A 19,873-nucleotide genomic window follows, 5' to 3' on the forward strand; every position below is an offset into this window, starting at 1 on the left:
CCTTTCAGCGGCGGAGCGAGGTGACGAGGTCGACGGGGGCCGGGCGCGGTCCGTCGAGGCGGGTGCCGATCACGCGCAGCACGGCGCGGCCCGCGCCGTCGCCCTCCAGCACGATGCGGGTCGCGCGGATGCGTGGTTCCTGCCGCAGCAGCGCCAGCGCGCCGGCGGCGATCACCGCGAGGCGGGTGGCGGCGTTCAGGGGCTGGTCGATCAGCTCGGGGATCAGCGACCCGAAGTCGCGGCGACCGACGCGGGTGCCGACCGGTGTCGTCAGAATGACCTGCACCGACTGGCGCAGATGGTCGACGCCGTCACAGGCCGCGCCGGTCAGACGGTCCATGCCGATCATTGCGGCTCACCCGAAATGCCCTGACCGGGCTGGACCAGCTTGTGCTTGTGCCCCTTCAGGCTCTTGCCGCCGCCCACGACGTCGTCGCCGGCGGTCAGGGTCTTCGACACCTCGACGCTGCCCATGACGGTCAGATTGCCGAGCACGACGACGTCATCGGCTTGAAGGGTAATCGACCCGCCGGGGAGGGTGGCATTCAGATGCCGCTCGGTCGGATCATACTGAAGGACGGTACCGTCGTCGAAAACGATGCGCGTCGAATCATTATCCGCCGGCGCGGGGTTTGCGTCGGAGAAAAGGCCGGGCAGCACGATCGCGCGGGCAAGGTCGCCTTCACCGCACAGCACCAGTACCTGCTCACCGATCGATGGCGGCGACCAGATGCGGGCGCTGCCGGCGCGTCCCGTCAGCCACGGAATGTCGGGCGTCTCGATAGCGCCCATCGCGACGCGGCACGTCGCGCCGGTGCGGGCGATGACGACGCCTTCGCGGATCAGGTCGCCGATGAGGCGGGGGAGGTCGACAGGCTGGTGCACAGCGCGACCATGCGCGCAGGCAATGGTACGTCACGGGGGCCGCAATCGTAGAGACGCACTCTACGATTGCGGAGCTTCAGTCGAAGATCGGCGGCAGGTCGACCATTAACCGTTCGAACAGGGCGCGGTGGCCGGCGGCGGTCGGGTGCAATTCGTCGTCAGCCAATTTGGCGGGGTCGGGAGTAACGCCATCTCCGCCGAGGGTAAGGGCGATATCCCAGCGCCAGAGATGGACGTCGGTCGCCGTGGCCAGTTCCTGCACGACGGCACGATATGGGCCAGGCGTGTAGGACTTGCTGGGATGAAGTAGAGGCAGCACGATCTCCGCGCCGATGCGGCGCGCGTTCGCGATGATGTCGAGCAGCTGGGCACGATAAGTCGCGGTCGAGATGTTGAGCAGCGCGTCGTTGGCACCGGTCGCGGCGATGACGTACCGCGGCGCGGTCGCGCGCACTTCCCAGCCCGCGCACCGCTGCGCGCTCTGGGTAATGCCGCCAGCCTGCGCCGCGACCAGCACCTCCACCCCGGCCGAGCGGAGCAGGCCGGTCCACCCCTGCGCGGCGGTGACCAGCACGGGCTGGCTGATACTGTCCCCCAGCACCGCGACATCGGGACGGGGCGCGTCGTGCAGCACCTCGATTTCGACAAACGTCGCGTTGCCGGTGTGGAAGGCAATGGCGAGCGCCGAGACCTGCCGACCTTCGGCGGTATCGACGCCAGCGAAATCGGTGTCGCCGGCCGTCACCCACGGACTCTGTCCCGATGTCGACAGGTCGGTCAGGCGGGCACGATGGACGAAATCCTGCAGTCCGTATTCGAGCAGGTAGCGGTGACCGACCACCATCGGGAAGCCAAGCGCGACCGAGGCGCGGGTGCCGGGGTCACCAGCACCCGTGGCGGTGCCCATGATCTTCAGCCGCCCGTTCGCGCCGTCGATAAGGACCATCGAATTCGCGGAGGGGGCGTCGATCAGATCGTTGGGCCGGGCGATGGTGTCGAGCCCGACGACGCTGCCGGCGTTGGTCCATTCGATCACCGCGCGGGTCAGGCGGCGGTTGGTTCGTACATAGCGGCCGGTGTGGACGCGGATGTTCCAACTGTTGGCCGGGGCGGGATTGGTGAGGCGCAGGCCGTTCGCGTACCGGATCGCGGGATCGACGTCCCAACCCAGCGGGGCGCGGTCACCGATGACTTCGCGCCAGATTCGACAGCGGCGCGCGTTGGTCGTCGGAGTTGGTGCTGCCGCATCGATTTCGGCGGTCACCGCGATCGTCACGTCGCGGAAAACGGTCCAGCCCCCGTCCGCGCCGATGCGGTAGCTGTGCCCGAGCGAGGTGCCGTAGCGCACGACAGGTCCGATCTGGCGGACGCCGATATGCCAGCCCGGCTGCAGCGCCACCGGATCGAACTGCCCGCCGGCGAGCAGGCGGTTGCCGCCGGCCTGAACCAGCACCGGCAGCGAAAGGCGGATGGCGAATTTGCCGTCGACCTCCTCGGCAAAGACGATCTCGACCGGTCCGGTCAGGGCGGAATGGCAGGAGATTGCCGACAGCAGGCCACCCTGTAGCGTCGGTAGCGGATGCAGCCACGTACCGGCAGCCAGCGCGTCACCGCCGATCGGCGGCGCGAGGGGAGCACCCACCGTGATCGCATGGCCGCGCGGGGCGATCGAGGCGATCCGCGCGGTCGTTGCGGCGGCGGAAGCGCGGGTGACGCTCTGCCAGCGGATGGCGGGCGCGGCACCGTCGCCGAATGCGCGCCACCCGTTCGGCGCGATCTGCTGGGTGTAGAATCCGTTGCGACGGGGATAACCCGCATCGCCGGGGTTAGGTCCATAGGCGCGCGCAAAGCCCATTGCGGCGGGTGCGCCGAGCGCGTCGACGCAAGAGACGCGCAGGACGTAATCGATCGCCGGGTCGATCACCAACGGCCGAAAGAAGTCGACGACGTAGCGCCAAGTGGTGCCGCCGGTAGCAATGGCGTCGAGAGCGGCCAGATCGCGTCGGTCGGTCAGCAGCAGCCGGTCGCCGGCCGCCGGGCCACCGACGTTCGGCGCGCTGGCAGGGCGCGCGTACAGGTCGATGACGATCGCCCGCGCCGGGGCGGCAAAGGACAGGTACAGCTCGACCCCGGTCAGCACGCCGGCGAAATCGGCACCGGCCGCGTAGAACTGAACGGCGGCATAGGCTGGCACGTGGAAGAGATCATCGACGCGCTGGCAGGTGTGCAGATCCCGCCGGGCAAGTGTGGCAGTCGCGGACATCGCGGCGAAGCCACCGACCGCGCCATCGATGGCGCTGGCGACGGCGGCGCGGGCCAGCGGCCCGACCGCGACCCGCGCGGTGCGTCCACCATCGACGACGACGACCAGTTCATCACCGGTCGGCACCTGTACCGCCGGCAGTTCGGAAATCTTGGCCACGCGGATGCTCCCTTATCGACCCAGTGCGATCCAGTCGAAGCCATCGATGCCGCCATTGGCATCGTCGCTCTGATACTGGACGGAGAAGCCATCGGCGCGGGCATCGCCCTGCCGTTGGCAGAAGTAATCGTCGCCGGTCGAGGGCGTGGCGATGTAGGGCGACACGAGCGCGCGGAAACACTGGGTCGGGAATGCCGTATCGAAGGTGACCGGGACCACGACCTCCGACGTCGCCCGCCCACGATGTCCGCCGAGCTTCAGGATCAGGCCGCCGGGAAAGGTCCAGCTGACCTGGTCGCCGAAATTGTGTGCCAGGCCGCCGAAGCTGGCGGGGGTCACTGCCACGTTGTCGGCCGTCGCGAACAGCAGCTGGGCGGCGGTAGCGGCCGGCACGCTGATCGTCAGGTCCGTCTCCAGTCCCCGTCCGCCAAGGGCGAGGCCATTGGTTTCGATCCGTCGCGTCAGCGGCACTTTCGTTGCGATCGTGGCGAGCAGTGCCTCGCGCATCGCCGCCAGACGCTGACCGAGGCGCAGCGGCGTGATGATCCGGCGATGGTCCGTCGCGGCATTCGCTTCGGCCTCGGTCGCCAGTTCGGCGATACCGGCGAGGTCCTCGCCAGCGGTCGGCAGCAGAAAATTGGTGTCGCCGAAGGTCAGCAGCTCGACGTTGCCGGTCGGGAAGGCAATGTCGATCGCGAGGTGCATCGCGGTCAGTGCCGATTTCTCGAAAATCGGGTTAGCCTGCCCATAGGTCGCGAACAGCGTGCCGTCCGTCAGGTACAGGCCGAAGCCGCGCACCCGGTACGCGAGCGCCGCGTCGTCGCGCACGACCATGTGTACCGTCGAGTCGCCCGAGGCGCTGCCGGCGATCGTCGACACCCGGCGGAATTCGCCGGGCAGTGCGGTAAGCGTCGGCGCAGGCACGAAGGCCGCGTCGGTCAGACCGACATGACTGACCGAGAGATCGATGTTTTCTCCAAGCTGTGCGGACAGGAAGCGCGTGTGGCCCACGCGGGTGACGGTCAGCGGGAAGGCAAGGGTCATGGCGCGGTATCCAGGAAGGTCGCATCGGCGGATTGGAGCGGCTCGCCGTCCTCGGTCTGAAGCAGGCGGTCCCATGGCTGGCTCGCGTCGAGGGCGTAGGTCAGATCGACGCGACGTTGCCCGGCGGCACGGGCAACCGCCTGTATCCCGATCGCGCCGGTCGAGTGCAGTTGCTGGACCAGCGTCATGTGGCTGCGTGCAGGCTTCACCCGTGCCACGTCGCGAATGATCGCCTCGGCAAACGCGGCAGTGGCGCGTCGGCCGCCCCGGGGGCCGAGCGGCAGGCGAACCTCGAAGGTGTGCGGCCGACCGCGTGGGATCGTCTGGTGCCATTCGACCAGACGCAGCAGGTCATCGAAGCTGGCGAGCACCGCGTCGACCGACGCCGGGGTACCCTTGCGGCGCTGTGCTGCGATGGCATCGGCGACGGCCGTGCGTTTCGTCGTATCGCTCCAGTCGGCGTCCCAGCGGTCGACCGACAAATGCCATGCAAGAAACGGCAGCGCGGTGGCCGGAATGGTGGCCGGGTCCATCAGTGAGGCAACCGGCGTGTCGATCGAGGTGACCCGGGTCAGCGCCGCCTCGATCGACCGTTCGAACGCGGTTGCGTTCGGCGGCAGGAGACTAGGCGTATCCGGCATGGATGACCCCCATCGCGGCACAGTGCGCCGCCTGTGTCGCGTCGGGCACGATATCGACCCAGCCCGGCAGCTCGACCCGCTCGACACCGGCGACCTGCAGCGCGCCCTCGATGCCGCTGCGGCGGATCGCGCGGCCAAGGCGGCGGCTCTCGGCGATGTAGGCGGTGAGGGCCACACGGCCGGTGCCGAGGACGAGGCTGGCGTCGGGACCGCTGAACGTCCAGACGCGCGCGTCGATCGCGAATGGCAGGATTTGCGCGGCGCGGACGGTGACGGCGTCGGTCAGTGGGCGGATCGCGCGATCATCGACGACCCCGCGCACCTTTGCGAGCAGTGCCGGCGATGCGATGCCGTCACCAGTCGCGGAGAGAACGGTCACCACGACTTCACCGGGGGCAGGGCTGGTGACACTGGCGTCGGCAACGTCGCCGTCGGCGCGGCGGGCAAAAGCGACATAGGCCAGATCTGGACCGGCGACCGAGAAGGACTCGGGTGCGAGGACGATGCGCTGACGGAAGGCTTCGTCGCTCTCCATCACCGCGACGCGCCCCGTGGCTGCATCGGCAAGCGTGACGACCAGGCGCGGCAGGCCGACCAGCGCCCCCAAGTGGTCGAGATGCGCGCCAGTAGCGAATGCCAGCAGCAGCTGGCGCGACTGGTCATCAAATTCCGCGCGCAGCAGCAGCTCACGATACGCCGCGACCTGCAGCAACATGACCACCGGTTCGCTGTCGATGGTCGCGTCGAACGCTGGATATCGGGCACGCACCGCGTCGACCAAGGCGGTCGCGATTTCGTCGAACGTCAGCTGTTCGACCAGCACCGGGGCGGGCAGGCGCGAGAGGTCGACGGGGGTGGAGGCGGTGGCGAGGTCCATCGCGATCCATGTCGTCGTCGGGTCGGCAGGGGGGCTAGGGTGCGGCAATCGTAGAGACGCACTCTACGATTGCGTGAGAGGTAGGCCACCTGAAACCGGCGGGTCCGGTATCGCTTACATGTTGATCCTTAGAAGGCTGGGGAGAGGGGCTAAGAGGCGCTGTCGGTTCAGGTCGTTCTCACCCAAATGCTACTTCCGGCCTCAACTTTGTCACTCTGCTTGATACCTTGTGATGAGCTTGAACAACGTTCACAAGGGAAGTCTCGGCGTTGAAGGGGACAGCGTATGATCCAGCGATGCAAGCCCGTCGCGATGACCCTTGGCCGATCGTTAGGGTTACTGGCCCTTCTTTCTGCTTGCGGAGGCGACGAGGCAGGCGGCGGCAGCGACTCGCCATCTGCCAACTTCCCGCCCTCTATCACCTCACCCACTTCCTTCACCGTAAAGGACGGACAGATCACCGGTGTGCGCCTGGTCGCGGCAGACCCCGAAAATGATCCGGTGACGTTCCGCATCAGCGGAGGGGAAGATGCAGAACGCTTTACCTTATCGGAAGCCGGCGACCTTACACTTAAAACGTCACTATTTCGGGAACCGATGGATACGGACTACGATAACATTTACCAGTTAACAGTCTCTGCCTCAGACCGTACTTCAAGTGTTTCGCAAAATGTGAGTGTAGCTGTCGAGCGTCCCGTGGACCGCGTGGTCGCAACTCCTCTCGCTTCCGGCTTTATTGACCCTATCACGATTCTAGTTGGACAGAATACGATTGTTGCTCAGCGGAACGGAGATTTTTACTTTGCGCGCGATGGAGTGAAAAACGCTATCGCGGTTCCACTGCCTGACATGCAATCAAACGGATTGTTAAGGGCGTCATCCAATCCCGCCTTGTCTCGGTTCCAAGATAGCTTACGCACCTACTACTTGGACAAGTCCGGAAGACTTGTAGCGACATCGTATTCATATGCTTCTTTCACGGGACTTAAGGCTGCAGGAACCGCGTCGATCCTCGACAAGGTCACCGACGCGCGCGTGTTGTCCTATTTTGCAGACAGAACCGACGCAGGAAGTCTGTCCGTGACGGGTGCGTCCGCAACTCAGCCCGGTACTGAAGGCCTCGCCCAAGATTCGAATTCTGTAATTGGAAATTTAACGATATTTTCGGTCGACGGGACCAAGATACCAGCGCAAGTTTCGGGCATACGCGAAGCTATCGCAGTTTCGTATGTTGCATATCCGACACAAATGCCACGGCTAGCTATCGCTGATCGGGGGGCGGAGTACGACGAGATCAACTCAGTATCCGTGTTATCCGGCCCTGCTAATCTGGGGTGGCCCTTCAAGGATGGGGTAAAGGTGGTAAAGAATGGTGGACCAAGTGACCTAGTAGACCCACTAATTGCGTTTCCGCGAAATTTCGTGACAGGTGAAGCACTTGTCGGTTCGGCTGTCATCGGTTCATCAGTCGTACTTGCATTTCGTAATGGCAATTTATTTACGCTGCCAACGACTGCACTGTATTCATCAAAGCCGCTTACAAACGCCGCACTAGTTGACAGAACTGCTGAGCTGCGCACCGCTTTGCCTAACATTGGCGGCATATCGCTGATCCAGGCTTACCGTGATAGACTTTATGTCATCAACTCCGCAGGCACGCTCTTCGAGGTTCGCTGGCAAGCCGGTCTATGACTACGATCATGGGCTGCGCATTCTTATGCCTGCGAAGAGCTCCGACTTTGCGGCAAGACATAAACACATTTTGGCGTGATAGCGGAAGTTATTCCCAAACCAACTGCGTACTGAGTCTTAACCCTTTCGAAAGGTTTGGGATCAAGGGTTTGAGTTATTTACGGCCGTCAACCAGCGCAGCGAGGAACGCCTCGCTCACCATCGTGCGATCGGCGTCGGTCATGCCCAGCAAGCGGCGGCGGGCATAGCGCACCGGCTTTGCCTTGGCGGCCGGCTTGTCGACCAGCCCTTCCTGGTGGATGCGGCCGACACGCGCAGCCTGTCCGACGAAGCCGATCCATGCCTCGCTGTCCGTTGCACCTTCGCGCAGGTGGCTGGGCGACAGCAGCTTACGAAACATCGCCTTGCGCCGAATATGGCCCTTCCGGCGCAGCTCGCCCGCGCCGGCATTCTCCTGCCCCTCATCGAGCGGGAGCCAGCGGCCGATCTGTTCGCGGTGGAACGACCGGATGCCGCCTGCCTTGATATCGAAGCCGGTCATCAACGGGCCGTCGAGCGTCCAGCTTTTCATGTAGACTTCGCGCGGTGCCGGATCGTCTTTTGGGTACAGGAAATGTACCGCCCTGTTGCCGCGCACCGGTTCGGGTCGCTTGCGGCGGGGGGCGAAGCCGCTGCCATCGGGATTGCGCTGCGCCTCGATCCGGGCGCGCTGGCTGGCGCGGACCTTCTTGGCGACCCGGCGCAGCATCGACCGGCGCGCCGGCGCGTCGAGGTTACGCAGCAGCGCCGTTGCCAGTGCCTCGATCCGCAGCAGATCGTCGCCCTCGGTCATGCCGCTGGCGTCAGCATCATGCCGTCATCGAGCAACCCTTGCACCAGCGATACGCCGCAAACGCCGGGAAAGGCATCGGCGATGACCGGCTCGGCGACATGGGTCGCTTCGAACGCGGACTTGCCCGTGCGCTTGACCAGGACGATTTCCGACAGCTCCAGCTCGATCGACACGTCAGCTGTATCGGCATCGAGCAGCTCGCTTTCGAAACTGAAGGGCTGGTGCGGAGCGCGGTCGAGCAGGTCGGGCTGCTGTTCGGCAACCCATGCAAGGATCGGGATCATCAGCGCGTCGATCGAGCCCGCATAACCTTCGACCGTCAGCGACAGCGTATACCGGTATTTGAAGGTGAGGGCTGCGCCCCGGCGGCATTCGACGCCGCCGCGATCGATGAAGGTCGACAGCTTCTCGGCCTGTCCCTTGAGAGCGGTGGCGAACAGCAGCTGGCGCAGCGATTCAGGCTTCCGCATGCGCTTCCTCCATGACGTAGCCCCACCCGCGTTCGGACTGGATGGTGATGTTCGCGCCGATCTTGCGCAGCCATGCGCGCAGGAGCGAGATGCGGACCTTAGCGGCGGCACTGGTGGTGTTTTCGCCCAGCGTCATCATTTCGAGCGCGAGGTGCGAGACCTTGCGCCGCTTGGCGAGCAGGTACAGCGTCTTGATCTCTGCAGGCTGTCGGTGGTGGCGAACCCCCCGCCAGTAGACGGACGGGGGGTTCAGTTCGATCAGCAGGCCGCCGATCGTCGCGCGATCGGGTAATTCGCGTTCGCAGCAAGGGCAGATTGCGCAGCCGTTCATAGTGCGAAGGTCTCGATACCCCTCACGTGGGTGCCGGTAGTGGCACCCATCGCACCCGACTGGCGTAAGCCGACGCCACCTGTGGTGAAGGTGTTGTCGATGACCGGATCGTTCGTGATCTGAGCGTCGACCGTCCGTCTAAGGATCGAGTAGCCGTCGACGGTGATGGACAGCGTACCGTCCGCCGCGTGCCGTACTTCGAGCGTCGGCAGCGCGCCCGCAACGAGTCCGTCGGGTGGCTGCACGTCCGTTGCAATCCGCACGGGTGATCCGTTGACCATTTTGAACGAGCCCCATTTGGACCCGCCCGCTTCCTTGCCGGCGAAGTAGTAGTTCGAGGCGTCCTTGACGCGCCAGACGACGAATTGGCCCCCTGCGGTCGTCTTGAAACTAAAGGGCACCCGGACGCCATAGGCGTTGCTGGGAGGTATCCAGTCACTGAGCGGCAACGACGTGCTGCTACCGGTCGAATAGGCCTCGCGGTCGTTGATGGTATGCGTTCCACCACTGAAGGTGTGACCACTCGGCGTCGTATGGGCGGTAAGCGCGGTGCCGTTCGGGACGTCGAACAACGTACTGAGCCAGACCGGTGCACCACCGCCGTCGTCGTTCGAGACAATGACGTTGGCGTTGCTCTTCGCACCGACGAGATACCCTGCCGCTGCTCTTAGGGCCAAGGCGAACGACTCCGCACCCTCGGCGACGGTGTCCGCCGCGATCGGGACGCTAACCGTCGTGCTATCGCTGCCGGCTGCGAATGCCGCGACGAGGTTGGTAGGGACGGCACCGTTCGGGAAATCATCCGCCGTGAACGATCCGAGCACGATGTCGACGGGAACGGATACCGCGTCACCATAGTCCGACCGATAAACCGGCACCTTCACGACTGTCGTCGCGCCGGTTGCACCGGTTCCCTCCGCTACCGTCACGTCCGAAACGAAGGTGACCATCGGCGGCAGGGCAATGCCGGTCAGCGCCATACCGATATTGCGGCCAAGCACGCGCGAACCGGCTCCATTGTAATGGACGTCCATGCCGTCGTTCAGCAGATAGCCGCTGGGGCCTCGGACGAACACGGCGTTGGTCAGTGCCGCGATGGCGGATTTGCGAGCGTCTTCGATATCCTGAAGGGTCGCGAGCGTCTTCAACCGTTCCGGTACAAACCCAGGGAACGCGATCATGGCATTTTCCGCACCAGGAATCTGTGATCGCAAGTCGTTCATCTGCGCGATTTTCGCCGCACGATAGTCCGCGGCGCTGACGTCGCGGTTATCCGCCTCACCCTGGGCGTCGATGATCGAATGAATGACAACCCGGTACCCGGCTGCGACCAAGGCGTTGATCGCCGCCTTGGTCTGCGAGATCGCGTTTAGCTGCAGAACGCGGCCGACGCTCCAGTGGGGCGCGTCCGACCACCCGTTTGCGGACGTGCTGAGCAGCGAGGTTGCTCCAACGTTTGCCGGCACAATACAAACGACATCGCCGGCCGGCAGTGTCGCTGCGACAGCCTTGGCCGCGTAATTGATCGGGCTGACATAACCTTCGCTGATCTTGTTCTCGGGGAAATACAGCGGGAAAACGCTGGCGCGAAGCGTCTGATAAGTCGACGTGCGCGTGCGAATGTCGCAAAACTGGATTACGTTCGGCTGTTCGGTGTCGATCGCAGGATTGTAGCGTTCGCGGCCGGGGCCATTGCTCTGGCCTACCGACAGCATGATGTGCGCGGTCGGTAGCGAAGCCGGCACAGGCGTAAGGACCGCGCCAAGGCCCGCTAGCAGGCTGGCGGCATTACCGATCGCGGCGCGGACCTCGGCATCGGTTTTACCGCGCGCGAGCAGGGCACGGGCGATGGCAGCGGCCGTTATCGAACCGCCACCGCCGCCCACGATCAGGCTGCGGAGGCTCACTGCGCGAATCTCCAGCGGAAAGTGCCGCTGGTGCGTGCAGTGACGCGGAAGCGGTAGAGGACGCCGGCCTCGGGTTCGTCGACCAGGACGCGGTCGGGCCCGGTGAATTCGCGGGGGCTGCCATCGGCAAGGCTGACAGGGATCCACGATACGCCGTTATCGAACGACTGTTCCAGGTGGCCGGTACCGACGAAGTCGCCGGTCACCGAAAAAGCGAAGCGGCCGCGCAGGAAGAAACCAGCGGACTGCCCGGCAGCGGTCAGTGTCCCTTCGCGAACTTCCGCCAGTTCGACGTTGGTGGCATTCTTGCCCATGTCAGCGGTCCTCGGTGCAGGCAGTGGCGTCGTGCCACCGGATCAGACGGATGAGTTGGTCGGTGCCGTCGCGCAGCGAAGTGGCGATGCGGATCGTCGCGGCGCGGACACCGGCGGGCATCGTTGCCTCGGCATCGGCCGGATAGCCGGCGGGCTTCGGCGGACAGCGCAGCAGCTCGGCCGGCGGCGTGTCGCGGATCGGCACCGCGACCGGCCTATCGACCGGTGCCGGGGGCGGGGTCAGCGCGCAGCCCGGCAAGGTCATTGAGAGCAGCGAACCAATCGTGATCGACGCGGTCCGTGGTGGCAGCTTTGGCATCGGCGGCTTCCATTCGTAGGGTTGCAGCGCGCGCCGCTTCGGCGGCGGCGCGGGCATGGGCGGCATCGGAGCGGGCGCGGGTGTCGCGGTCGCGCATCGCCGCTGCCAAAGTCTCGGCGGTGGCGCGGTCGGTATCGGCGCGGAATTGCGCGGCGGCGACGATCGCGGCGTGGCAGCGCTGACCGGCGGGATAACGAATGCGCCTGCCGTCGACCGTCGCGACCCCGGCGGTATAGTCGGCCCCGGCGGCGGCGCAGGCGGTCTGGACGAAGGCCGAGAGCCGGTCGCGCTCGCCGGTCACGTCCGACCATTGCGCGTACAGCCACGCGGCGGCGATGCCGAGCGCGATCAGGGTCAGCCATTGGCGCGCGCCGGCGATACGGGCGAGGGCGGCGGCGATCATCGCGCGTCCCGTCCGGTGCGCATCATCGCCGATAGCCGCTGCGCGCGGGCACCGACCTGCCGCGCCCAGAGCGATTGCAGCATGCCGGCGGCGGCGTCCTCATATTCGCGGTGCTCGATCATCCGCAGGGTGTTGCGGAACCCGAGCAGGCGGTTGATGCCGAGGTTGAAGCACATGTTCAGCAGCACGCGCTGGCGGACGTCGTCGAGGCCGCGCCACCAGCCCAAGCGGCGATCGAGATCGCGCTCGCACCCGACGATGTCGTTGGCGAACAGGCTTTCCGCCTGCAGCATCGTGAGGCCGTGGCGTTTGACGTGGGCAAGTGCCTGCGCAGACGTTTCGCAGCCGAACAGGCGCGCCTCGCTGGCGGTGATGCCGACGTCGTCGAGATTGCGGCCGATGCCGATCGTCAGCTTGGCGGCGGTGCAGCGGTAGGTCTTCAGCCGCAGCCCTTCATCGCGGGTCAATTCGGAGACCAGCTTTTGCATCGAATAGGTCACCGGCCGCCTCCGACGAAGCGGTCGCGAATGATCGCGGGCAGGCCGACGACGACGTCGATCGCGGCGCTGGCAAAGCGCGGCGTGGCGCGGAAGGCGATCATGCCGGCGGTGAAGACGATGCCGTCGATCACGAAGGTGTGCAGGTCGAACAGCGCAACGATCGCGCCGCGCGCGAAATAGGACACGACGGTGCCGACCGTGAACTGGATGAACCGGTCGCTCCATGTCAGCCCCTTTTCATAGGCGAGGCTGACCGCCGCGCCCATTGCGCCGGGGACGAGACCCGCCAGAAAGGCGAGCAAGGTGTCGAGGATGGTGAGCAGCTTGCCCATGTCAGTCCCACAGTTGGAGGAGGGGGCGGGTGGCCGGCGCGGTCGCGGCGGCGTCGGGAATGGTGATCGCGATGCCGGCCGGCAGAACCGCGCCCAGCCCGGCAAGGCCGGGATTGGCGGCCAGCACGATCGGCAGCGCCTCCGGTCCCAATCCCCGGTCGCGGTGCAGGATCAGGTCGAGGGTATCGCCCTGCCGGGCGCGGACGGTGTCGACCATCACAGCATCTCCACGTCGGTGCGCGACCGGCCGAGGATGTCGCGGATGGCGTGGACGGCATCGCGGCGCAGTTCACCGATCGTCGGCTCGAGCGCGGCGGCGTCACGGTCGCCGGCCGGCGTGGTGTCGAGATCACGGTGGCGCTCGACCAGCTCGACCTTGGCGAGCGCGCCGATCGCGCGGTGGAAGGCGATGACGAGGCGGCTTGTCCCGTCGATCTTCTTCGCTGGCACATCGGCGAGGCTGGCATGGCCGGCGACTTCCCATGCCGCCGCCTGCGCGCCGATCTGATTGTCGATCGACAGCAGCGCCTCGCGCACCGCCGCGCGCAGCCGTTCGGGGGTGACGACGTGGATCGTGCCGATGCGCTGGTCGAGGCGCAGGCGGTCGAGGTCGATCGCCGGATACCAGTCGTCCGCGATCGTGCCTTCGACCACGGGCGCAGGATCGGGCACGACCGAACCGAGGCATTCGCCGCCGAGGGTCCCGAAGCCACTCATGCCGCGCCGATCGTCGCGGCGTACGCGCAGGACGCGACGATGAAGACCAGCAGTCCCAGTGCGCCGAGCGCGAGGCAGAATGGCCGCAGGGTCGGATCGCCGAAGGGCGCACCGAAGCCGGGGTTTTCGACGAGGCCGACCGCACCGGCAAAGGTCATCAGTGCGCCGGCGCACATCGCCAGACACAGCAGCATTTGCAGGAGAAGGTCGGCCATGGGTCGGTCCTGAAGAATTCGGGGGTGGAGGCCGGAGGATCACGGCCCGCAGCCCGAAGGCCCTCCCGTGTCTTGCGACCTGCCCCCGAGACGCCGGGGGGCGAGCTGGTGTCAGCCGGTCGAGCCGGCGGTGTCGGTCTGTGCGGCGGCGAGGCTTTTCTCGACGCCGCGAATGGCGGTCTTCACCCCGACGCGATCATGCAGCGACTGGGCACCCCGCATTTGGGCAAGCGATCGGGTGAGCAGCGGCACGGCGTCGGCCGGCGCTGCGTCGGCCGCGCGTACCAGCTCGAACCCGATCGCCTTCATCAGCTTGGCGCGGACCTCATCGTGCATGTCGTGGCCGGCGGTCAGCGCCTCAACCTGTTCGAGGATGGCGAGATCGAAGGGCTGGTCGGCGGCCTGCGCCTTGATCGCGGCCTCCGCGATCTCCTCGACCACCAGCGTCGCGGCATCGCGGGCATAGCGGCCGGGCATCGGCACGGCGTGCGACAGGACATGCTCGATCAGCGGCATCGCGCCGGCGAAATCACCGACGTCGATCCGCCAGACCATGATGGTCGGCAGCACGTCGCCCGACACGCCGGCACCGGCTTCGCGCGCGCCGGTCATCAGGCCGTCCACCCAGTCGGCATACTCGGGCAGCATCTCACGCTTGGCGGCGATCTTGCGCTCGATCGAGCGGATTTCCTTCAACCGGCGCAGGTCGTGGGTGAGCCGCGCGGCGACCTGGGCGGCGGCGGTTGCCGCCTCGCGGTCGAGGGCAGGGAATGCCACCGCCAGCGAACCGGCGGTGGCGGGTTCGCCGGCATCGGCAAGCACCGCCGCTTGTGCGGCCAGGACACGGGCCTGGATCTGGAGAGCGAGGCTCATTGCGGGTTTCCGATGCGACGAAGGTCAGGCGGGCGGTGCGGAGCCGGTTACGGCTTCTTGCCCAGCACGATGTTCTCGACGAGCGCGACCATGTCGTAATCCTCGACGACATAGGCTTCGTTCAGCGACTGATAGTCGGCGATCTGCTCATATTCGGCTTCGTCGACGATCTGGCGGCGGCGAGTGCCGGCCTGCGCATAGCGCGACAGGTTGTCGAGCCGGGTGATGAGCAGGGCGTTCGCCGGAAAGAACGGCACCATCACCGCCGTCTTGCCGCCGATCTGCTTGGGCAGGGTCAGGATGCGGTTGCGCGCCTCGACCTCGGTCGGGGTGTTGCCCGCCGTGTTGATGAAGTTGCCGAAATGGGCATGCACCAGATTGCGCCCGCAGATCACGACCAGATCGGTGTCGTCGCGATTCCATTCGGCGATCAACTGGGTCGCGTCATAGACCAGCGCGTCGAGGTTGACGTAATCGACGTCGACCTTCGGCGTACCAGCGGCGACATAGACCTTGCCGGCCGCCGTCACGACGCCCTGCGCGTTGATCGTCGCGGGTGCCAGACCGCCGCCCGCCATGACCTTGGTCGGGGCGAAGTTGCGGATCTTGAACAACCACCCGTAATTGACGTCCTGCAGCAGCGGGAAGGCGACGATGTCGGTATCGGCGGCGGCGTTCACGCCGTTCCACCCGATCATAATGATGTCGCGACCCTGCTGCTTGACGATGGTGTCGCGCACCAGCGTCTGGAATTCGGGGCGGTGCCGCCACTGGTCGAGCTTGGCATACTTGATCGCGACGTCGCTATGCGTGATCTCGCAGCGATACTTGCCGCGATCCCCAGTATCGGTCGGGTCGATCGGCTTGCGGCGCTTGCCGGTACGGCTGTCGGTCTGGGTGCGGCTCGCGATCGGACGGGTGACGCCCACCCCGACCTTGGCACCTTCCTGCGCATCGACGGTGATGAAGTTGATCCGCTGCAGGAAGTCGCTCGAATGCTGGATGACCTCCTCCAGCTTCTGTTCGACGACGGGCGCGACCGAGAAGGAAACGGTGGCGTCGGTGACGCCATTGAGGCTGGCGACCTGCGTCAGCATGCCGTTGAAGAGCAGGCGGGTGTCGTTGCGCATGGAGGTGTCCTGTGTGGCGGTTCGGGGGCGGGGCGTGGAGCGATCAGCAGTCGGTCAGGACCGCGCCGCTGCCGCCGGTCGCGGGCTTGCGCGAGAAGGTGTCCGGCGCTTGCGTGGTCTCGACCTTCGTCTTCAGCGCTGACAGTTCGGTCTGGATCGACGTGACCGTGGCGTTCAGCGGCGTGATCGCGGCGGCAAGCGCCTGCGTCATGGTGTCGCCGAGCTGGGTCGCGAACGCTGCGAAATTGTCGTTCGCCGGTTCCTTGCCACCCGTGCCCCCGGCGGGCGGTGCCGGCGGGGTGGTCTCGGCCGGCTTGTCGTCGCCCTTGGCAAATTTCGAGGCGAAACCGTCGAACATCGCCTTCATCGACGCGAACATGCCGGTCGGGTCGTTGGCGTCATCGAGCGCAATGTCGGCTTCGAGCGCGGCGGTGAAGAGGTTCGCCTTGTCCTGCTTGCGCGGGGCGAAGGGGTTCGCATCGCCCTTGCCGGCGGCGAATTCGAGCATCTCGGTGCCCAGCGATGCCGGATTGTCGGTGACCGCCAGCCCGACCAAGCCGGCCTTGCCCGATCCACCCATATTGGGCGTGATCTCGCACGACGTGAACAGCTTCTGCCGGGCGCGGTTTACGGCCAGAAGCTGGTCGTTCGGCTCCAGCGACGCGAGCAGCGCGAGGCGCTTTTCCTTCTTGCCGGCGACGTCGATCTCGATCTCTTCGGTCTTCAGCGCGTCGACCACGCCGTAGGAATTGAACGGCGGCTCGGGCGAATAGCCGCGCAGATGCTCGCAGTTGATCGAGGCGGTGTAGGTCGCGCGGTTATAGCCGGCGGCCATCTGTTCGATCCATGCGCGCTCGATCACGCGGCCATCGGTGGTGCCGCCCTCGACGGCGATGCGGAAGAAGCGGGTCTTGGCCATGGGGTGCGGTCCTCGGGGTCAGATGCCGGGCAGGGCAATGACCACCACAGGGGCGCATGGGCGGGCGCTTCTCAAGGCCGGGCAATCGTAGAGACGCACTCTACGATTGCGGGTGGCTCCGGGACGGGCGGGCGGCGTGGCTAGGGTCGCGCAGCATGGAGCCTGCCGCCGCCCCTTTCCTGCGCAATCCGCTGACGCTGCCGGTCGAGGACCGGCGGCGCGCCGCGCGCAGCCTGTATTGGCGCGGGTGGGAGGTCAGCCAGATCGCCGAGGAGCTGGAGGTGGCGCGGACCACCGTCCAGTCGTGGAAGGATCGCGGCAAGTGGGACGACGTGCCCAGCATCCGTCGCCTCGAGGATTGTCTCGAAGCGCGGTGGATGATGCTGATCGCCAAGGATCGGAAGACGCCCGGCGATTTCAAGGAAATCGACCTGCTCGGCCGGCAGGTCGCGGCGCTGGCCAAGGTGCGCCGCTACGAGGAGCCGGGCGGCCACGACGGCGACCTGAACGAGAAGGTCCGCAACCGCAACACCGCGCCGCGCAAGGAAAAGACGCCCCCCAATCACTTCACCGCCGAGCAGGCGACCGAGCTGAAGGCGATCTTCCTCGACCAGTTGTTCGGCTATCAGGAAACGTGGTGGGCGAACCTGTCACGCCGCACGCGGATGATCCTGAAGTCGCGCCAGATCGGGGCGACCTATTATTTCGCGTTCGAGGCGCTGATCGACGCGATCGAGAGCGGGCGGAATCAAATCTTCCTGTCGGCGTCTAAGGCGCAGGCGCACCAGTTCCGCAATTACATCGTCGGGTTTGCCAAGCTGGTCGGAGTCGACCTGAAGGGCGATCCGATGCTGATCACCAGCGCGCTGCGCCCGCAGGGCGAGGCGGCGGCCGAGCTGCACTTCCTCGGCACCAATTTCCGCACCGCGCAGGGGCGGTCGGGCAATTTCTATTTCGACGAGTTCTTCTGGGTCCACGGGTTCGAGGAGCTGAACAAGGTCGCCAGCGGCATGGCGACGCACAAGCACTGGCGGAAGACCTATTTCTCCACGCCGTCGACCGTCGCGCACCTCGCCTATCCGTACTGGACCGGGGAGCGTCGCAACCGGCGGAAAGCCAAGGCGGACCGGATCGAGATTGATGTCAGCCATGCCGCGCTGAAGGACGGGCGGCTGTGTGAGGACGCGGTATGGCGGCAGATCGTCACCGTCCATGATGCGATCGAGCGGGGGTTCGACCTGGTCGACCTCGACGAGCTGCAGGACGAATATGCTGAGGACGAATTCGCCAACCTCTTCGGGTGCGTGTTCGTTGACGACAGCCTGTCGGCCTTCCGGTTCAACGACCTGGTCAAGCTGGGCTGCGACAGCCTGGTCGATTGGACCGATTTCAATTCGGAGAGCGCGCGGCCCTATGGCAGCCGTGCGGTCTGGGCCGGCTATGATCCGCAGAATTCGGAAGACGGCGACAATGCCGCGCTGGTCATCATGTCCCCGCCTACCACGCCCGGCGGCAAGTTCCGCATCCTCGAACGCCACCAGCTGCGCGGGCTCGACTTCGAGCAGCAGGCCGAATTCATCAAGGCGGTGCTGTCGCGCTACACGGTGACCTATCTCGGCATCGATGCGACCGGCGTCGGTGCCGGCGTCTATCAGCTGCTGTCCAAACCCGAGAGCGGAATCAAGGGCGTCACCAAGATCGAATATTCGCTCGAGGTGAAAGCGGCGATGGTCATGAAGGCGCAGAATATCGTGCGCCGGGGCCGTCTGGCGTTCGACAGCCTCTACATGGACATCGTCAGCAGCTTCATCTCGATCAAGAAGACGATCACGACCAGCGGGCGCAACGTGACCTTCAAGGCGGGGCGGGGCGGGCAGGACGGCCATGCCGATATCGCGTGGGCGGCGATGCACATCCTCATCAACGAGCCGCTCGACGGGAAGGAGCGGCCCAAGGGTTCCATGGAGATCATCGAATGAGCAGGCGCACTGAGCGGATGAGCGCGCGCGTGGCGCGTGCGGCGGCGGCCGGCGCAATCGTGCCAGCGAACGACCGGGGCACCGCGGTCGAGGCGTTCAGCTTCGGCGATCCCGAGCCGGTGCTCGACCGGTCGCTGCTGCTCGACATGCTCGAATGCCCGCACAATGCGCGCTGGTACGAACCGCCGGTGTCGCGACAGGGTCTCGCCCGGGCGTTTCGGGTGTCGCCGCATCATTCATCCGCGATCATCTTCAAGCGCAACCAGGTGGTCGGGTCATTTCGGCCGAGCCAATGGCTGTCGCGCGACACGTTCGCCAAGCTGGTGCAGGACTATCTGGTGTTCGGCGACTGTTTCACGGTGAAGGTGCGCAGCATCGCCGGATCGACCATGCGGCTCGACTATTCGCCGGCGAAATACACGCGGCGCGGCGTCGAGGCGGGGCGGTGGTTCTTCGTGCCTGGCATGCGCGAGGAACAGGAGTTCGAGCGCGGCAGTGTGATCCAGTTGATGCAGCCGGACGTCAATCAGGAGATCTATGGCGTCCCCGAATATATGTCCGCGTTGCAGGCGGCGCTGCTGAACGAAGCCGCCACCTTATTCCGCCGTCGCTATTACCTGAACGGCGCGCATGCCGGGTACATCATGTACGCCACCGGCGACATCGATGTCGCCGATACCGACAAGCTGAAGGAAGCAATGAAGCTGGCGAAAGGGCCGGGCAACTTCCGGTCGATGTTCGTCCATGCGCCCAACGGCAAGGAACAGTCGATCCGCATCATCCCGATCGCCGAGGCGGCGGCCAAGGACGAATTCCTCGGCATCAAGTCCGCGTCGGCCGCCGATGTGATGGCCGCGCACCGGGTGCCGCCGCAGTTGCTCGGCATTGTGCCGGCGCAGGGGTCCGCGTTCGGCAATCCGGCGGATGCCAACGCCGCGTTCGAGCGGAATGAAATCCGGCCGCTGAAGGCGGTGTTCCTTGATATCAACGATCGACTGGGCGTGCCGGCGGTTCAGTTTGTAGAGGAGGATCAGGTAGCGTGAGCAAAAAGAGCGTGGCCGGCGATGCTGG

At 65.8% G+C, this 19,873-nt stretch carries 24 protein-coding genes; 3 read left to right on the forward strand and 21 right to left on the reverse strand.

Annotated elements, in window-relative coordinates:
* Nucleotides 1-4: 4 nt before the first annotated feature.
* The 6 genes from ASE70_RS13405 to ASE70_RS13430 form a co-directional block, all read right to left on the reverse strand.
* Nucleotides 5-349, reverse strand: a complete 345-nt coding sequence (locus ASE70_RS13405; RefSeq protein ID WP_056505691.1) for a GPW/gp25 family protein — start codon at nt 347-349, stop codon at nt 5-7.
* Nucleotides 346-885 (reverse strand): phage baseplate assembly protein V, encoded by a 540-nt coding sequence (locus tag ASE70_RS13410; protein WP_056505694.1) that lies wholly within the window; start codon nt 883-885, stop codon nt 346-348. The genes ASE70_RS13405 and ASE70_RS13410 overlap by 4 nt, the downstream gene beginning before the upstream one ends.
* Before the next feature lie 76 nt (nt 886-961).
* Nucleotides 962-3,307 (reverse strand): SGNH/GDSL hydrolase family protein, encoded by a 2,346-nt coding sequence (locus ASE70_RS13415; RefSeq protein ID WP_056505697.1) that lies wholly within the window; start codon nt 3,305-3,307, stop codon nt 962-964.
* Nucleotides 3,308-3,319: 12 nt separating this feature from the next.
* A complete protein-coding gene (locus ASE70_RS13420; protein WP_056505701.1) occupies nt 3,320-4,351 on the reverse strand; it encodes a gp53-like domain-containing protein in 1,032 nt (343 codons plus the stop codon).
* Entirely contained in the window at nt 4,348-4,992 is a 645-nt protein-coding gene (locus ASE70_RS13425) for a phage tail protein I (protein WP_056505704.1), read from the reverse strand. Before ASE70_RS13425 ends, ASE70_RS13420 begins: the two co-directional genes overlap by 4 nt.
* Complete coding sequence (locus ASE70_RS13430) at nt 4,976-5,869, reverse strand: baseplate assembly protein (RefSeq protein ID WP_056505706.1); 894 nt, start codon at nt 5,867-5,869, stop codon at nt 4,976-4,978. Before ASE70_RS13430 ends, ASE70_RS13425 begins: the two co-directional genes overlap by 17 nt.
* Nucleotides 5,870-6,154: 285 nt before the next feature.
* Between ASE70_RS13430 and ASE70_RS19950 the strand changes: the two genes are divergently transcribed.
* A complete protein-coding gene (locus ASE70_RS19950) occupies nt 6,155-7,561 on the forward strand; it encodes a cadherin repeat domain-containing protein (RefSeq protein ID WP_156356237.1) in 1,407 nt (468 codons plus the stop codon).
* Nucleotides 7,562-7,715: 154 nt separating this feature from the next.
* Here the strand turns inward: ASE70_RS19950 and ASE70_RS13435 are convergent, their stop codons facing one another.
* The 15 genes from ASE70_RS13435 to ASE70_RS13505 all read right to left on the reverse strand — a co-directional run bounded on the left by ASE70_RS13435 (nt 7,716) and on the right by ASE70_RS13505 (nt 16,823).
* On the reverse strand, nt 7,716-8,393 hold the full coding sequence (locus tag ASE70_RS13435; protein WP_056505710.1) for a phage virion morphogenesis protein: 678 nt from the start codon (nt 8,391-8,393) through the stop codon (nt 7,716-7,718).
* Nucleotides 8,390-8,863: a phage tail protein gene (locus tag ASE70_RS13440; protein WP_056505712.1), complete on the reverse strand. Its 474-nt coding sequence runs from the start codon at nt 8,861-8,863 to the stop codon at nt 8,390-8,392. The genes ASE70_RS13435 and ASE70_RS13440 overlap by 4 nt, the downstream gene beginning before the upstream one ends.
* Complete coding sequence (locus ASE70_RS13445; protein ID WP_056505714.1) at nt 8,850-9,194, reverse strand: response regulator transcription factor; 345 nt, start codon at nt 9,192-9,194, stop codon at nt 8,850-8,852. Before ASE70_RS13445 ends, ASE70_RS13440 begins: the two co-directional genes overlap by 14 nt.
* Nucleotides 9,191-11,101, reverse strand: a complete 1,911-nt coding sequence (locus ASE70_RS13450) for a sialate O-acetylesterase (protein WP_056505718.1) — start codon at nt 11,099-11,101, stop codon at nt 9,191-9,193. The genes ASE70_RS13445 and ASE70_RS13450 overlap by 4 nt, the downstream gene beginning before the upstream one ends.
* Nucleotides 11,098-11,415, reverse strand: coding sequence for a hypothetical protein (locus ASE70_RS13455; protein ID WP_056505723.1), 318 nt, complete (start codon nt 11,413-11,415; stop codon nt 11,098-11,100). The genes ASE70_RS13450 and ASE70_RS13455 overlap by 4 nt, the downstream gene beginning before the upstream one ends.
* Nucleotide 11,416: 1 nt before the next feature.
* Nucleotides 11,417-11,680 (reverse strand): hypothetical protein, encoded by a 264-nt coding sequence (locus ASE70_RS13460; RefSeq protein ID WP_056505726.1) that lies wholly within the window; start codon nt 11,678-11,680, stop codon nt 11,417-11,419.
* A complete protein-coding gene (locus ASE70_RS13465; protein WP_056505729.1) occupies nt 11,631-12,137 on the reverse strand; it encodes a hypothetical protein in 507 nt (168 codons plus the stop codon). The genes ASE70_RS13460 and ASE70_RS13465 overlap by 50 nt, the downstream gene beginning before the upstream one ends.
* Nucleotides 12,134-12,637 carry a glycoside hydrolase family protein gene (locus ASE70_RS13470; RefSeq protein ID WP_200925641.1) on the reverse strand — a complete coding sequence of 168 codons (504 nt, stop codon included), beginning with the start codon at nt 12,635-12,637 and terminating at the stop codon, nt 12,134-12,136. Before ASE70_RS13470 ends, ASE70_RS13465 begins: the two co-directional genes overlap by 4 nt.
* Nucleotides 12,634-12,969 (reverse strand): hypothetical protein, encoded by a 336-nt coding sequence (locus tag ASE70_RS13475; RefSeq protein ID WP_056505732.1) that lies wholly within the window; start codon nt 12,967-12,969, stop codon nt 12,634-12,636. Before ASE70_RS13475 ends, ASE70_RS13470 begins: the two co-directional genes overlap by 4 nt.
* Nucleotide 12,970: 1 nt before the next feature.
* Nucleotides 12,971-13,186 carry a tail protein X gene (locus ASE70_RS13480; protein WP_056505735.1) on the reverse strand — a complete coding sequence of 72 codons (216 nt, stop codon included), beginning with the start codon at nt 13,184-13,186 and terminating at the stop codon, nt 12,971-12,973.
* Entirely contained in the window at nt 13,186-13,686 is a 501-nt protein-coding gene (locus ASE70_RS13485; protein WP_056505738.1) for a head completion/stabilization protein, read from the reverse strand. The genes ASE70_RS13480 and ASE70_RS13485 overlap by 1 nt, the downstream gene beginning before the upstream one ends.
* Nucleotides 13,683-13,901, reverse strand: coding sequence for a hypothetical protein (locus ASE70_RS13490; RefSeq protein WP_056505741.1), 219 nt, complete (start codon nt 13,899-13,901; stop codon nt 13,683-13,685). Before ASE70_RS13490 ends, ASE70_RS13485 begins: the two co-directional genes overlap by 4 nt.
* Before the next feature lie 111 nt (nt 13,902-14,012).
* On the reverse strand, nt 14,013-14,774 hold the full coding sequence (gene gpM / locus ASE70_RS13495; protein ID WP_056505747.1) for a phage terminase small subunit: 762 nt from the start codon (nt 14,772-14,774) through the stop codon (nt 14,013-14,015).
* A gap of 47 nt (nt 14,775-14,821) precedes the next feature.
* On the reverse strand, nt 14,822-15,904 hold the full coding sequence (locus ASE70_RS13500; protein WP_056505755.1) for a phage major capsid protein, P2 family: 1,083 nt from the start codon (nt 15,902-15,904) through the stop codon (nt 14,822-14,824).
* 43 nt (nt 15,905-15,947) lie between these two features.
* Nucleotides 15,948-16,823 (reverse strand): GPO family capsid scaffolding protein, encoded by an 876-nt coding sequence (locus tag ASE70_RS13505; protein ID WP_056505757.1) that lies wholly within the window; start codon nt 16,821-16,823, stop codon nt 15,948-15,950.
* Nucleotides 16,824-16,978: 155 nt separating this feature from the next.
* Here ASE70_RS13505 and ASE70_RS13510 point away from each other — a divergent pair, with 155 nt between their 5' ends.
* Entirely contained in the window at nt 16,979-18,802 is a 1,824-nt protein-coding gene (locus tag ASE70_RS13510; RefSeq protein ID WP_056505760.1) for a terminase large subunit domain-containing protein, read from the forward strand.
* The gene (locus ASE70_RS13515) at nt 18,799-19,845 is read left to right on the forward strand and encodes a phage portal protein (RefSeq protein WP_082451026.1); all 1,047 of its coding nucleotides are present in this window, start codon (nt 18,799-18,801) and stop codon (nt 19,843-19,845) included. The genes ASE70_RS13510 and ASE70_RS13515 overlap by 4 nt, the downstream gene beginning before the upstream one ends.
* The last annotated feature ends 28 nt before the right edge of the window (nt 19,846-19,873 follow it).

It is taken from the genome of Sphingomonas sp. Leaf22 (genome assembly GCF_001421715.1).
GTDB lineage: Bacteria > Pseudomonadota > Alphaproteobacteria > Sphingomonadales > Sphingomonadaceae > Sphingomonas.